The following is a 14490-nucleotide window of genomic DNA, read 5'->3' as shown; positions in this document are numbered from 1 at the left end:
TAGTCTTTTTAGAATAAGATAGGTTATTTATATCTCGGTTTGGCAGGTCTGCAAGTTGATATTTTCTTTGTTCAGGAAAAAGGATGTTGTCCCTGGGGATTGGTGAAGTTGGGTTTAGTGTTCATTAAATTACTCCCCGCTCCAATATATTTATCAGATAGGAGTTGCCTGATTGCTTGCTGCGGTCTGCTGCCAAAAAAGACAGGTATACTACTATTTGTTTGCCTATAAAATCATTTGGTATAATATAATATGGTTGAATTCTGTAAATTAGTTTAGGTAATGAGTTAAGATGTCCGAAAATGGGGTGAGTAGAAGGAAGATGATTTTGTGAAATTATTCAATAAAAACAGAGGGTTCTTTGGTAAGATAGGAAAAGAATTTGACGGTCATTATTATTTACGGGCACAACCTAAGTTAAGCCCACAGAAAAAAAATAAAATTGATATGAAAAAAATAATTTTATATTCGGTTCTGATCTTGTTATCCGGGTGTGGGCAAGTGGAGAACAATGGTGAAAATCAGGGAAAAGATATTGGGAATGAGACAGAGATGCATTATTCAGATATTAATATAGCCAATACAAAATGGAGGTTTATACTGCAAGAAGGCTGTGACGAGATTTATAGCTTTAATTCTGATTCCACTTATGAATATAATAGCTGTGAATGGGACAATATATTTAAGGGGAATTTCTCGGTGAAAAAAGATACGATCGTTTTGATTCAGAATGAATATAGAGATTACTATGCTAATGATGGTACTGTGACTATGCAGGAAGAAAAGGTAAGATATAAATTGCTTCTCCGAAAAAATTACTTTGTAATATTATCCCGTGAGGAGTTTGTTCAAGGTAGGTGGGATGAGGGGGGAAGTAGAGACATTATCGTAGAGAATAATAAATATTATAAGCTAAATAGATTCTAGCTGGAAAACCCCTCTGGTTTCAGAGTTCGCTGGCGGCGGTCTCTGAAATCTTTAGATTGAAAACAGGGGACTGTGTCCGGTAAGTAGCATTAGCATTGAATAAAATGAAATACAGACATTTCGGACGGAGTCTTGGTTTTTTAAAAGAGCATTTAAGTCATCCGTTGGAAGACTTAAACGAGTGGGGAAAGGAAATTAAGGTAGAGAATTTACCGGAACTTAGAGCTAGGTAGAGTTTAGTATGGCAAAGCAAAAGAGTAATAGTAAGAGGAAAGGGGAGCAAGATATTAGTCTTGTCACAAAAGTGCTTGTGATAATATTTATTCTATTCTGTCTATATATGCTGTACAGATTTGGAGGCAATGGGCAGTCCTGGTATAGAGGTCAGCCTTATAATCTAAGGTAGTTGGTCTCTTTGGGGTGTTTTTTTGATAAATTCCAGGCTTTGTTTGAAAAATTTAAATATACTTTTTGCTAGGAATGCCTCTAAGTTAGCTTGAGGGGATATGTATTGGGGCAACAAAGCCATTAAAGGCTACTACCTGTTCAGGGAGCTAGCCTTTTCTTTTGGTACTCCAGCCTTGCGAAGAGACGGTGTTCCATTGGGTAAATGAAAAAATGGAGTTGCCGATAAAAATTCCCCTTCTGGTTTCAGAGTTCGCCTGCGGCTGCCTCTGAAATCTTTAGATTGAAAACAGAGGACTGTGTCCGGTAAGGGGCATTAGCATTGAATAAAGTGAAATACAGACATTTCGGACGGAGTCCTGATTTTTTAAAAGAGCATTTAAGTCATCCGTTGGAAAACTTAAACGAGGTTGGGGGATGAATATTCAAAAATGGATGAATATATTATGAATAGAATAGAAAGTGGAGATAAAAAATGATTAAGGTATTTTATTATTATTACTTGTTTTATACGAAAATCTTACCTGATGACCAGCCTCATTTAACTGTATTATTTACTTTAAGCCTTACGGAGAGTTTTATTATAAACACATTAGCAAACTCAGCTTTTTTAATTTTGTATTGTCAAGGTATTGGTAAGTGGTTGATGATAATGGTGTTTTTTGTGATTTTCTTGCTTAATTTTTTATATTTTAATCCTGAGAGAAGAAAGAATATAGTTAGCGAGAAACCTAAAATTATAAGTAATAGTCTGTCAATTGTGATTACGTTCATCTTTTTTTTATTGTCGTTTCTACTTATGATAATTGGCCCTTTATATTTAAGGACATATTTAGAAACGAGTTGTTATTAATAATACCTATACGTCCACAGATGTTGCAGACTATAACAATGCATTACGCTCTCCCTCTGGTTTCAGAGTTCGCCTGCGGCTGTCTCTAAAATCTTTAGATTGAAAACAGAGGACTGTGTCCGGTAAGTGGCATTAGCATTGAATAAAATGAAATACAGACATGTCGGACGGAGTCCTGGTTTTTTAAAAGAACATTTAAGTCATCCGTTGGAAGACCTAAACGAGTGGGCATTTCATTAGGCGTTCTATCTCCAATTGCATAATGTATCCTTTTGTCGTGGTAAATGCATCTCAAACTTTTGAATGTTTCGGATTTTAAATCCATGCTTATATCGAGTTCGAGATATCCTGCGAAATATCTCGGAACAGCTTAGGGAAGGTGCTTTTTACACAGTATCAGCTAAATGATGTATAGGAGACAAAACCGAGACAGTTCCGACACAGACGGCACTTTCCTTCGAGTGTTCTTCGGGTCTTGTTCGGGAAATCTTCGGCAAAAAAGCCATTTTAAAAAGCATTTCCCGAAGAATTATCGAAAAAGTATAGGGCCAGGGGCGAACCAATTACGGCACAGGGTAGAGCCAAGTATAGAACATAGACGGAGTTTAGCGGACTTTGGCAGACTTTAACGGAGTTTGATGGACTTTGGAAGGTGTTTTCCAGAGAAATGATTTCCCTGTATGTATTAGAAAAAACAATTTAATCAATAGTATCTTAAAATAAAAATGAAAGATAACAAATCAAGAAACTACCGCGGTTTTTTAATAGCATTAAGGTTAAAAATGGGATTGCCCGACTGTTGGGGATATTAGTGTCTAAGGCATCCCGAACTTTTGAACGTTGCGTATTTTAAAGCCCATTTGTATTACTTGGCTCGAGATACCCTGTGGAATATCTTGAACAGCTTATTCCCATTATACGGGTTCTTAAGCCTCGTATAAGATTTCCGAGTATCGGGACAGGTTCCGAAACAAGTTCGGGGTGGACTAAATAGTTGGAGAACATGACTAATAATAGTCGGACTCAGATTGTTAGGTTTTCATAGCTGAGTTAAGTTAATAGCATTGGAAATATGTCGAATAACAAATGAGGTGTTGTACCGATTGATTTTTATTTATGAATCAACCTTCCTTTTTCATCTTGCTGATCCATAGATAAACCGAATAAATTACCGTAATAAGGAATAATCCAATAAATATGATTTTGTTTTGCCAGATGAACTTGTGGAAATAAGCACCAACAACTATGTAAGCACTGGCTATGCAGAGTTTTAAAGGAATAAATTCTGCGTTGGTCCATGTAGTTTTTAGGTTAAAAAAGCCCATAATCTTTTATTGTTTATTGTATCTATGAATATACATAAAAGACTCCATTCATTTTTTAGGCTGTAAATTTTATTTTAAAATAAAACTTCCTGAATATTTTATCTGTTAAAAGTATAACCTAAAGTCCATTCAATAAAATCTGCTTGTCCCTGATGTGCTTTGATAGACACTCCTGCATTTAGATCTTTATAGACATAGTATCTGACTCCTGCTCTTAAAAATATTCTGCTGACTTCGCCATTAAAGCGTTGATTGTGGATGTAGTATCCTATATTTCCGTTTAGTACCAGTCTGTCATTTAATACATGTACAAGATAAAATGCTGGTCCGCCAGATAATTTAGAACCTAATTTCCCCGATCTGTCTTGTGCAATTTCTTCATTATTCCCTGATTCTGAATAAAACAGGTCAGCTCCCCCGCCCATTCTCCATTTATGGCTTACAAATGTACTGGCGTAAAAACTAATGGTAGACTTAAAGAAACGCCTTTCTTGTTCCCTGGCAAGCTGTTTAAAGCCAAAACCATAATTCAGGTGATATAACCATTTTTTAGGGTAAGGTGCCACAAAAGAAGTGTCTTTTAAATATCTTTTTCCATCGGGCTGATAAGTGATAGAGGCCGTTAAAGGGATAAGGTTAATGCCTTTGTTGGGTAATTGTAAGGATCCGTTTGAAAAGTGATGAAAAGCAAGGCCAAGTCCGGCTCTTAGCTTATTGTTGATTTTATATTGGGATCTGATTCCGAAATCTATATAAACATTGTTTTTAGTTCCTATAACAATATTTAAAGGATTGTTGTCTTCATCAAAAGGTTTGAAGTTACCCGATAAGCCCAGGCCTATTCTGTAATCAAAGGCCCAGCGTTTGTTATTGATGTCTCCGAAAGGGGTTTGTACAAAACCGTATAATGCATAAGGGCTTCCAATAATGTCTTTATGGAATGTACTGGAATAATAACCTATTCCGTATATTGGGTTGTTGTATAGCTTAAAATATTCGCCTCTGGAGCTATTGATTTTCCAGCCTACTTTTACATTAACACCATTATAATAGGCATCTGCAAAAGTTGTTGTTTTAAGATCTCCAAAAGCCAATATGCCACCATTCTCTACCTCAGCTTCAATAATAAGGGAGTTTTTTTCTTTTTTAATGTCAGAAGTTTCTGACTGGCCGTAAACATTGCTTAATGCTAAGAGGCTTATTATATTGCAAATAAAAAGTATACGTTTTTGCAAGGTAACTTAAGTTTAAATAGTAGATGATATAATTTGTTGCGAATTTATTAAATAAAATGGTTTAGTTATTCTGGTTGACTAAACATTATTGAGGGAGTCTTTGTTTGTGCTGTTGTAGATTATTGTTTGTAATAGTTTATAATGAGTACTTAATAAGAAGAGGATGACCTGCTATAAACTATTTTGATTTTTATGTTCCGGTATATTCTTTTTACTTTTGTGTTTGATTAAGTAGGACAAGGGGGAATAATAAGTATATGCCAGTAAAGATACCAAATAATCTGCCAGCGATAGAGTTGTTGAAGAAAGAGAACATCTTTGTGATGAATGATTTAAGGGCTAATGCGCAGGATATTAGACCTATGCGTGTTATTATCCTTAACCTGATGCCTGTTAAAATAACTACGGAGACCGATTTTATTCGTTTATTGTCTAATAACCCCTTGCAGGTAGAGGTGGAGTTTATCCGACTCGATTCGCATCAGTCAAAAAATACTTCTGAACAACATTTGGAGATGTTTTATAAGGGCTTTGGTGAAATCAGGGATAATTATTACGATGGTATGATTATTACCGGGGCACCTGTTGAACTGTTTAAGTTTGAGGAGGTAACGTATTGGGATGAGATTACCACCATTTTTGATTGGGCCAGAACGCATGTAACTTCTACTTTGTATATATGTTGGGCCTCTCAGGCTGCACTTTACCATTTTTATGGGGTAGAAAAAGTGCCTTTAGATCAAAAAATGTTCGGTGTGTTTAAGCATACAGCATCTGAAAAAGGCCATCCGCTATTCAGAGGGTTTGATGATGAGTTTTTCATTCCACATAGCAGACATACTACGGTACTGAAAGAAGATCTGGAGAATAAGAATGAAGTGTCTATTCTTTCTGAATCTGAAGATGCGGGTGTGGCTATAGCGTCTTCGCGTGGTGGGCGCGAGCTTTATTTTACAGGGCATTCGGAGTATGCGCCTACAGCACTTCATGATGAATATGTAAGAGATGTTAGTCGTGGATTACCTATCGAAGTTCCTAAAAACTATTATACTGATGATGATCCTGAAAAAGGGCCAACAGTACGTTGGGCTAGTTATGCAAATTTGTTGTTCAACAACTGGTTAAACTATTTTGTATATCAGGAGACACCTTTTGATCTTAAAGATGTAAAAAATTTGGGAGATATAAAGGTTAATAATTAATGTAATTAACCATAGAAGCATTTTCCGTGGGTTACCACAAGTTCTTTTTCTGGTTTATTCTTTAGTTTGGAGGGAAGTAATCCTGTTAGTTGACTGAAATCTTTAGAAAAATGCGCAGGGTCGTAATAGCCTAATTCATAAGCAAGTTTACTAAGAGATGTTTCTGGTTTATTGGAAAGTAAAGTCAGGGCCGTATTCATTCTGATAGATCGGCTGATGTCTTTTGGTCTTAGTCCTACATGAGTCTTAAATATTCGTTCTAATTGTCTGCCACTAATACCCAATTTTTGTTCCAGATGTTGCAATTTGTAATTGCCATTATTATTATGCAATTGTTGTAAGGTATAGTCAATGTAAGTAGATTGGAGATTGAAGGGGGTTAATTTCTTAATGAAAAAATTATTCAATAGTTCAGCTCTTTCGTAATCAGACTTTGCATTATGTAGCTGTTCTAATAAGAAACTGGTGTGATATCCCCATAAATTTTCCAATGGAATACAAGGATTGTTTGTTAACTCAGATAGGTTGATGTGTATAAGCTGTTGAGCTCCTGCAGGTTTAAACTGTATTTTGACTAAACGTGTGTGTCCGGAGAAGCTTAACCATAATGGTTTTGTTAGTTGTCCAACAATAAAGGAACGGGGAGTGTATATTAAAGGAGAATCTCCATGGTTGCTATAACCATGAAGATCTCCGTATAAAAATAATGCTGAAATTTGACCAAAAGGAATAAGCCTCCAGATAGAGTCAATATCTTTATTGTTTGACCAGTCTATATCCACAAACATGTAATTGTCAATACAATTGTTAAGTAAAGGACATGGAGTTATCTGTTTTACCATTTTAATTGTTAATATTCAATTGGTTAGAGTGCAATATATTGAAAATATTACATTTGTTTTAATCTTTTTTTGAGCTGTGTATATCCAGGGTGATTTCTATATTTGGTAGTATATATAACTTTTCATTAGGGTTATTAAAGCTTTCCATTCCCCATTTTAAACGGTTAAAAGTAAAGGAGGCAGTGGTTTTTAAGCTGTCATCGGATAATTCGATTTTTGCAGGAAAACTTAATTCATGAGTTTGTCCTATTAAGGTGAAATCACCTGTTATATTATAATTTGAAAGATCGTCAGGTGTTAGGGGAGTTACTTTTGTGATTTTAAATTTTGCATAAGGATGTAGGGCTAAATTGAAAAAATCAGGGCCTGTGAGGTGAGATATGAGTTCCTGATTTGGACCTTCCGGTAAATCTGTATTGATAATACTGCTAATAGGAATTGTAAATTCTCCATTGGTTATCATTTCTTTTTCAGTTGAAATATCTCCTTCAATGTTAAAAGTTCCGATATGGTAATGTGTAGGAGCAGAGCCTTTCCATTGGATTGATGATTTTTCTGAATTTACAGTGTAATAGCTCGCGTGGCTTTCTTTGTTTTCTTTGCAGGCATTTAATAGCATTGTTAATACTAAGGCCATGGTGGTAATTCTAGTTGTGTACATTGTTTTTTAAATTTCGAAAGCAATATTCGGGTTTATCAGGTTAAATGATTTGTAAAAAAACGACCTCGTGGTATTTGTATTGAAGAGTAATATCCTGGTTTGTTATAGCTTTATAACTTGGTTTATCGATGAAATTGAGTAATTAGAGACGATTTTAATGATATTGTGCTTGATAATTAATCGTTTATAAAAAATATCAAAAAAACATTTGCAAGATAATCTAAATGACCCTATATTTGCGTTCCATTTAGGAAGGAAACGGTTCTAAAGAGGAACTGCCCGATAGTATAAAGGTAGTACGACAGATTTTGGTTCTGTTTGTCTAGGTTCGAATCCTGGTCGGGCAACAAAAAAGTTAAAATTCGGATTGTGAAAATCGCAATCCGATTTTTTGTTAAATATACTACGAAGGTTAATGGCTTCACAATTTAATCCGGTCAAACTTTTCGCTGGTTCAGCCACGAGAGATCTTGCAGAGAAAATCGCAGGATTTTACGGTAGCGAGTTAGGTGAAATCACATTGTCTCGTTTTTCGGATGGCGAGATTCAACCAAGTTTTAACGAATCAATCAGAGGTTGCGATGTTTATCTTATTCAGTCGACTGCACAGCCAAACGATAATATCTTTGAACTGTTGATGATGATTGATGCAGCGAAAAGGGCTTCTGCGAACACTGTGAATGTGGTTATACCTTATTTTGGTTACGCTAGACAGGATAGGAAAGACAGGCCAAGAGTAGCTATAGGCTCTAAACTGGTTGCTAATTTATTAACAGCAGCTGGAGCAAGCCGTGTGATGACTATGGATTTGCATGCTGCCCAGATTCAAGGTTTTTTTGATATTCCGGTAGACCATTTAGATGCTTCTGTAATATTTGTACCATATATCAAAAGCTTAAATCTGCAAAACCTGACTATTGCTTCGCCAGATATGGGCGGTTCTTACAGAGCAAGAACTTTTGCAAAGTTTTTTAATGCAGAGGTGGTGATTTGTGATAAAAGAAGAAAAAGAGCAAATGAGATAGAGGCAATGTCTATTATTGGTGATGTTACTGATGAGGATATTGTTTTAATTGATGATATCTGTGATACTGCCGGGACTTTGTCTAAAGCTGCGGGTTTGATTATGGAGAAAGGAGCCAGAAGTGTAAGGGCAGTTTGTACGCATGCTGTATTATCGGGTAAGGCTTATGAGACTATAGAAAACTCTGCTTTAACGGAACTTATTGTTACAGATACCATAGCCCCAAGAGTACAGAGTGACAAAATTAAAGTTTTGTCTACGGCCGAGCTTTTTGCGAAAGCCATTGCAAGTGTAAATCAGCACAGCTCCATTAGTGCGCTGTTCAAAGTTTAATATATAAATAAAAAGAAAAATGAAAACTATCGCTATTAGCGGTTCTCCAAGAGAGAACGTAGGGAAACGCGACGCAAAAGAGCTTCGTTACGAAGGAAAAGTTCCTGCAGTATTGTATGGTGGCACAGAGCAAATTCACTTTGCTGTTGATGTTCCTGCATTAAAAGGACTTGTTTATTCTTCAGATGTGCATTTTGCGGAACTAAACATTGATGGGAAAAAAGTAAATGCTATCTTAAAAGATATCCAGTTTCACCCATTGACAGAGAAAATCTTACACATAGATTTCTTGCAATTGTTTGAAGACAAAAAAATCACTATGGAAGTTCCGGTTAAATTAACAGGTACATCTCCAGGTGTGAAAGTAGGGGGTAAACTGGTTCAGAAATTACGTAAGTTAAGAGTGAATGCTTTACCTAAAGATATGCCTCAATACGTAGAAGTATCTTTAGAGCCATTAGAGGTAGGTAAATCAACTCGTGTACGTGATTTAAAACCAGAGAACTATACTATTGCAAACGTAGGTGAAGATACTATTGTTTCTGTAATTATGTCTAGAGCATTGAAACAAGCAGAACAACAAGCTGCTAAAGATGCTAAGAAAAAATAATCTCAGGATTTTTTCATGATAAAAAGGCAGGTTTTTTAAAAACCTGCCTTTTTGTTTTATATAGTTTTGTAAATTATTATGGATGTAGGTTGTGTTAAACCGTTCTGTAGAAAGTTCCTATAGTTGAAAGGGTAAAAAATAATGTGTTGCCATTAAGGCGCTGTTCAGATTTTTTATATAAACACAATTTCTTGGACAACAACAGCTCCGGCCTTTTCATTCAGACTGCCTATAATCTGGTCTCTCATAATCACCAATTGATTTTTAATAACTGATGACTCGATACGTACAAACAGTTTTTTATCTCTGATATAAATTTCCTTTGTTCTGTTTGCTACAGCTTTTCCTACGACTTCTTCCCAGGCAGACACAGCATAGGTTTCATCGTATTTGTTTTTAATTCTGTAAGCTTTAAGCATTTGTTCTAATGCTTCTTTCAGGGTTTTATCATTGGTTCTGCTCATACTTGATGGTTTGGTTTTCTATGGTGAATAGATTTAAGTCTATGTTGATGTCCCGAAATACATCTTTCAGTCTTCCTGCGTTGGTGTCTGTGATAAATATCTGCCCGAAATCTTCATCAGATACCATTTTCATTAATTTGGTGATTCTTTTATCATCCAGTTTATCGAAAATATCGTCCAGTAATAACAAAGGTTTGAATCCTTTTTTTGAGTGTAAAAAAGTGTATTTTGCTAGTTTCAAAGCAATAAGAAACGATTTCTGCTGACCTTGTGATCCAAACTTCTTTAAGGGCATTTGGTGGACGTTAAATAAAAGTTCGTCTTTATGGATTCCTACAGTTGTTCGTTGTAGTATTCTGTCTTTTTCTATAGCCTGCTTGAGTAAATCGGTGAAATCTCCCTTTTGGAGAGGCGAATCATATCTGAGTTCTACTAATTCAACATCTTCTGTTAAATAGCTGTAATGTTGCTGGAAGATAGGAAGAAACTCTTCCATGAACTTTTTACGTTTGTCAAATATGTTGTTGCCGGAAGAAACTAATTGTTCGTCCAGAATTTCCAAGAGATAGGGATCGTACTTGCCTGTTTCTGCAATCTTCTTTAACAATACATTTCTGTTGAGTAAATGCTTGTTATAAATAATCAGTTCATCGAGGTATTTGTTATCCGTTTGGGAAATAACATTATCTATGAATTTTCTTCTTTCTTCGCTTCCATCAAGAATTAAGCTGATGTCGTTGGGGGAAATCATAACCAAAGGGAAAAGACCGATATGGTCTGCCAATCTTTGGTACTCTTTTTTGTTTCTCTTGAATTGTTTTTTCTGGTTTCTTTTTACTCCACATGCAATGAGCTCATCAGTGCCGTTTTTGTCAAAAGTTCCCTGAACCATAAACAGGTCTCTTTCTTGTTTAATCTGCTGACTGTCTATAGGGTTAAAATAGCTTTTGCAAAGGGCCAGGTAGTGTACGGCATCCAATAAATTGGTTTTACCGGCACCATTATCACCTGCAAAAGCATTTACCCCCTCGGTAAAGGAAAGTTCGGCTTCATCATAGTTTTTGAAGTTGATTAAAGAAATATTTTTGAGAAACATCTTATGACAAAGGTACGAGTTTGGACGTTATAAAACCCATAGGTATGACTAAATTCACTACTAATGGTTAGGTTGTTTTAAAATGACTGTTAGTAAAAAACGTTTGAAATGCTTTGTAAGCCATCTTTTTTGCCTATATTCACTTATCATACAATATTTTAATTGCAAAAGGTTGTTGTTTTTAAGTAAAACACTATTTTTGCAATCTTTAACAAAAAGAAATGTCGAATACACAAATTGAGCAAACACAAAAAGCAGAATCGGCTACTGTGGGCCGCACAGGAAATTTTATTCAGGAGAACCGTAAGAGTTTACTGGTAATCGGTAGTACTATAGTTGGACTGATTTTGTTGTTCATTGCCTATCAAAAATTGTATCTGGCGCCTCGTGAAGTAGAAGCGGTAGATCAAATGTATAAGGCGCAACAATATTGGGAAGCAAAAGAATGGGACAAAGCTATTAAGGGCGATGGAAACTTCCCAGGTTTTGAGAAAATATTGGACGACTATGCGAATACCAAATCAGCTAATTTGGCTTACTACTACTTAGGTATAGCTTACCTGAATAAAGGAGAGTACCAAAAAGCTATAGATAATCTGATAAATTACAGTGGTTCTGATGTGGTAATTGCACCTTTAGCTTTAGGAGGTACAGGTGATGCCTATACTGAGTTGAAACAGTATGATGATGCTATCAACTATTACAAAAAAGCGGTTTCTAAAGGCGATAATGAATTTGCTGCTCCTTTATATTTGAAAAAAATGGGATTGGTTTACGAAGAGAAAAAGGATTTCAAATCAGCTGCGGAAACTTATAACAAGATAAAATCTAACTACCCTCAGAGTGCTGTTGCGCAAAATATAGATATGTATATTGCAAGGGCAGAGGGACAACAACAATAGGTAATAAATAACAACCGGAGTTTATTCCGGTTATAAATAATAAAGTGGGTGCCTAAAAAGGTTTCCGTCACGCCGAATGAAATTTAAGGGCTCTGAATAGGATGGAGTTCGATAGTTCTTCGGGTAGGTCTAACGGACAAGGACGGGTTTTTTAGTCACCCTTTTTCGTATACAAGATATGGCAAGTCATTTAAAAAACTTATCGGATTTTTCGCATACTACAGTCCCTTCGGCAGAGCCGTTTAAATTTGGTATAGTGGTAGCAGCATGGAACGCAGATGTTACAGGTAAACTTTATGAGGGGGCTTACCAGTCGTTAATAGCAAATGGCGCTAAAGAGGAAAATATTATTTCTGTTGAGGTTGCAGGTAGCTACGAGCTGATTGCTGCTGCAGATATATTATTGACCCGTAGGGATCTTGATGCAGTGATTTGTTTGGGTTGTGTTATTCAGGGCGAAACCCGTCACTTTGATTTTATTTGTGATGCGGTGGGGAACGGAATTGCTAATGTGGGGTTAAAACACACCAAACCGGTTATCTTTGGTGTATTAACTACTGATAATCTGGAGCAGGCATTGGATAGGTCAGGCGGTAAGCATGGCAACAAAGGAGATGAAGCTGCAATAACTGCTATAAAAATGGCGGATATGGCACATAATTTGAAATAATTTTATAATCTTTATATATTATATCGTTATTTTCGAAAAAAATCGGCATGAAAAAGATTATTCTCATAGCGTTAATAGCAACGGCAACTTTATCGGTTTTGCAGTCATGTTCGTCTTCAAAACTATGTCCTGCTTATAGCTCTTATCCTGAAGCAAGAGGCGGAAGGCGATAAAAAAAGCTTTTATTAAATAAAAAATATAGAAAGGGTATCCGTAACACGAGTATTACTCTATTCCTGAACAGGTTTCTTTGATGGGGAAGCGTTTTTGAATGGGTGATGTTTTATTATAGATACCCTATTTACGTACATAACTAAGTATAAAATGAACTGGATAGCGTTAGAGGACGGCTCTCAGATTGAAAAGATGATCGAAAATCCTCAAGATTCAATCATATTTAAACATAGTACCAGATGTTCTATTAGCCTGATGGCGAAGAAGAGAATAGAGATGGATTCGGATCTGATTCCGCCCGGAGTAGATTGCTATTTTTTAGATTTATTGAAATATAGAAACCTTTCTGATCTTATAGCAGAAAGATTTCATGTTCATCATGAGTCTCCTCAGCTTTTGGCTATAAAGGCAGGAGAGTGTATTCTAGATCAATCTCACGGAGATATTTCTATTGATGAGGTTGTTATTGAGCTGGAAAAATAATTATATAGGCTAAATAAGCAAAGTCTTTATAATTTACTCCAGTTAAAAGGTGGAGGCTTTAGCAGCCTGAAAGACTGGATTAAATAAGGCTGTAAGATTATTATTTTAAAACAGCGTCTAAATTTTATCTTTGCATTTATGACAAAAGAACAATTGCAAGACTTGAGAGACAGGGTGACGTCTCTGAGGAGGCATCTTTGACGTTGATGCAAAATTAATTGAACTGCACCGCGAAGAGGCCATGAGCCTTGAACCTGGCTTCTGGGATAACTCTAAAGAAGCCGAAAAAACACTTCATTCTATTAAGATCAAGAAAAGCTGGACCGAAGCTTATAACAATGCGAATAATGCGGTTGAGGATCTTGGTGTTATGTACGAGTTTTATCAGGCTGATGAAGCTTCTGAAGAAGATGTAAATGAAGCATTCGCTCATGCTAAAACTGTATTGGAGGAGCTTGAGTTTAAGAATATGCTTTCTTCTGAAGAGGATCAGCTGAATGCTGTTTTACAGATTACTGCGGGAGCGGGTGGTACAGAGAGTTGCGATTGGGCCAGTATGCTGATGCGTATGTACATTATGTGGGGTGAGAAGCATGGTTGTAGAGTTATTGAACAGGATTCTCAGGAGGGAGATGTAGCAGGCATTAAAACGGTTACTTTACAGTTTGAGGGAGAGTTTGCTTATGGTTATCTGAAAGGTGAAAATGGGGTGCACCGTTTGGTGAGAATTTCTCCTTTTGATTCTAATGCAAAAAGACATACCTCATTTGCCTCTGTATATGTATATCCATTGATAGATGATAATATTGATATCCATGTGAACCCTGCAGATATTGAATTTGAAACATTCAGATCTGGTGGAGCAGGAGGACAGAACGTAAATAAAGTAGAAACGGCGGTACGTCTTTATCACAAACCAACTGGTATTATTATTAAGAACCAGGAATCGCGGTCGCAACTCCAGAATAAAGAAAATGCCATCAGATTGTTGAAGTCTCAACTTTATGAAATTGAGATGCGGAAAAGAAGAGAGAAATCTGCGGCTATTGAGGGAGATAAAAAGAAGATTGAGTGGGGCTCCCAAATCAGGAATTATGTTTTACATCCGTATAAGCTTATCAAAGATAACCGGACAGATTATGAAACTTCAAATGTTCAGGATGTACTGGATGGTGATCTGGATGAGTTCTTAAAGGCTTATCTGATGGAGTTTGGAGGGAATAATTAAGCTGTTAACTGTAAAAAAGCCCCAAGAATCAAAAGCTAAGCTTTTGATTCTTGGGG

Annotated in this window: 15 protein-coding genes and 1 tRNA gene; 11 read left to right on the top strand and 5 right to left on the bottom strand. The window is 36.1% G+C overall.

The window, feature by feature from the left end:
- Positions 1 to 447 precede the first annotated feature (447 nt).
- Together ACFSAH_RS02885 and ACFSAH_RS02880 are read left to right on the top strand one after the other, a co-directional pair.
- The gene (locus ACFSAH_RS02885; protein WP_379661188.1) at positions 448 to 927 is read left to right on the top strand and encodes a hypothetical protein; all 480 of its coding nucleotides are present in this window, start codon (positions 448 to 450) and stop codon (positions 925 to 927) included.
- Positions 928 to 1031: 104 nt separating this feature from the next.
- Positions 1032 to 1160: a hypothetical protein gene (locus tag ACFSAH_RS02880; protein ID WP_379661187.1), complete on the top strand. Its 129-nt coding sequence runs from the start codon at positions 1032 to 1034 to the stop codon at positions 1158 to 1160.
- Positions 1161 to 3608: 2448 nt separating this feature from the next.
- Here the strand turns inward: ACFSAH_RS02880 and ACFSAH_RS02875 are convergent.
- Positions 3609 to 4745, bottom strand: a complete 1137-nt coding sequence (locus ACFSAH_RS02875) for an acyloxyacyl hydrolase (RefSeq protein ID WP_379661186.1) — start codon at positions 4743 to 4745, stop codon at positions 3609 to 3611.
- Between the two features lie 257 nt (positions 4746 to 5002).
- Here ACFSAH_RS02875 and metA point away from each other — a divergent pair, with 257 nt between their 5' ends.
- Positions 5003 to 5947 carry a homoserine O-acetyltransferase MetA gene (gene metA, locus ACFSAH_RS02870; protein WP_379661185.1) on the top strand — a complete coding sequence of 315 codons (945 nt, stop codon included), beginning with the start codon at positions 5003 to 5005 and terminating at the stop codon, positions 5945 to 5947.
- Between the two features lie 5 nt (positions 5948 to 5952).
- Here the strand turns inward: metA and ACFSAH_RS02865 are convergent, their stop codons facing one another.
- Positions 5953 to 6789, bottom strand: coding sequence for an AraC family transcriptional regulator (locus tag ACFSAH_RS02865; RefSeq protein ID WP_379661184.1), 837 nt, complete (start codon positions 6787 to 6789; stop codon positions 5953 to 5955).
- A gap of 58 nt (positions 6790 to 6847) precedes the next feature.
- On the bottom strand, positions 6848 to 7450 hold the full coding sequence (locus tag ACFSAH_RS02860; protein WP_379661183.1) for a YceI family protein: 603 nt from the start codon (positions 7448 to 7450) through the stop codon (positions 6848 to 6850).
- Positions 7451 to 7726: 276 nt separating this feature from the next.
- Between ACFSAH_RS02860 and ACFSAH_RS02855 the strand changes: the two genes are divergently transcribed.
- The 3 genes from ACFSAH_RS02855 to ACFSAH_RS02845 all read left to right on the top strand — a co-directional run bounded on the left by ACFSAH_RS02855 (position 7727) and on the right by ACFSAH_RS02845 (position 9417).
- Positions 7727 to 7797, top strand: a tRNA-Gln gene (locus tag ACFSAH_RS02855).
- A gap of 68 nt (positions 7798 to 7865) precedes the next feature.
- Complete coding sequence (locus ACFSAH_RS02850) at positions 7866 to 8807, top strand: ribose-phosphate pyrophosphokinase (RefSeq protein WP_379661182.1); 942 nt, start codon at positions 7866 to 7868, stop codon at positions 8805 to 8807.
- 19 nt (positions 8808 to 8826) lie between these two features.
- Positions 8827 to 9417, top strand: a complete 591-nt coding sequence (locus ACFSAH_RS02845) for a 50S ribosomal protein L25/general stress protein Ctc (protein WP_379661181.1) — start codon at positions 8827 to 8829, stop codon at positions 9415 to 9417.
- A 173-nt stretch (positions 9418 to 9590) separates the two neighbouring features.
- On the opposite strand, the gene ACFSAH_RS02840 is transcribed toward ACFSAH_RS02845, so the two are convergent.
- Both ACFSAH_RS02840 and recF read right to left on the bottom strand, forming a co-directional pair.
- Positions 9591 to 9881 (bottom strand): DciA family protein, encoded by a 291-nt coding sequence (locus ACFSAH_RS02840; protein WP_379661180.1) that lies wholly within the window; start codon positions 9879 to 9881, stop codon positions 9591 to 9593.
- Positions 9865 to 10977: a DNA replication/repair protein RecF gene (gene recF / locus ACFSAH_RS02835; RefSeq protein WP_379661179.1), complete on the bottom strand. Its 1113-nt coding sequence runs from the start codon at positions 10975 to 10977 to the stop codon at positions 9865 to 9867. Before recF ends, ACFSAH_RS02840 begins: the two co-directional genes overlap by 17 nt.
- A gap of 221 nt (positions 10978 to 11198) precedes the next feature.
- Between recF and ACFSAH_RS02830 the strand changes: the two genes are divergently transcribed.
- From ACFSAH_RS02830 to prfB, 5 genes are all read left to right on the top strand, one after another.
- The gene (locus tag ACFSAH_RS02830) at positions 11199 to 11879 is read left to right on the top strand and encodes a tetratricopeptide repeat protein (RefSeq protein WP_379661178.1); all 681 of its coding nucleotides are present in this window, start codon (positions 11199 to 11201) and stop codon (positions 11877 to 11879) included.
- A 178-nt stretch (positions 11880 to 12057) separates the two neighbouring features.
- A complete protein-coding gene (gene ribH, locus ACFSAH_RS02825; protein WP_379661177.1) occupies positions 12058 to 12549 on the top strand; it encodes a 6,7-dimethyl-8-ribityllumazine synthase in 492 nt (163 codons plus the stop codon).
- Between the two features lie 47 nt (positions 12550 to 12596).
- Positions 12597 to 12722: a hypothetical protein gene (locus ACFSAH_RS02820; protein WP_379661176.1), complete on the top strand. Its 126-nt coding sequence runs from the start codon at positions 12597 to 12599 to the stop codon at positions 12720 to 12722.
- 151 nt (positions 12723 to 12873) lie between these two features.
- Positions 12874 to 13206 (top strand): bacillithiol system redox-active protein YtxJ, encoded by a 333-nt coding sequence (ytxJ, locus tag ACFSAH_RS02815; RefSeq protein WP_379661175.1) that lies wholly within the window; start codon positions 12874 to 12876, stop codon positions 13204 to 13206.
- Between the two features lie 138 nt (positions 13207 to 13344).
- Positions 13345 to 14434 (top strand): peptide chain release factor 2 gene (gene prfB, locus ACFSAH_RS02810; protein WP_379661174.1). Its coding sequence is split into 2 segments (ribosomal slippage): positions 13345 to 13404 and positions 13406 to 14434, totalling 1089 coding nucleotides; the frame shifts between segments, so codons are not numbered across the junction.
- Positions 14435 to 14490: the final 56 nt, after the last annotated feature.

The organism is Pseudopedobacter beijingensis, assembly GCF_042678145.1.
GTDB classification, from domain to species: Bacteria; Bacteroidota; Bacteroidia; order Sphingobacteriales; family Sphingobacteriaceae; genus Pseudopedobacter; species Pseudopedobacter beijingensis.
The sequence above is the reverse complement of the archived record's forward strand: the minus strand, read 5'-3'. Positions and strand labels throughout refer to the sequence as shown.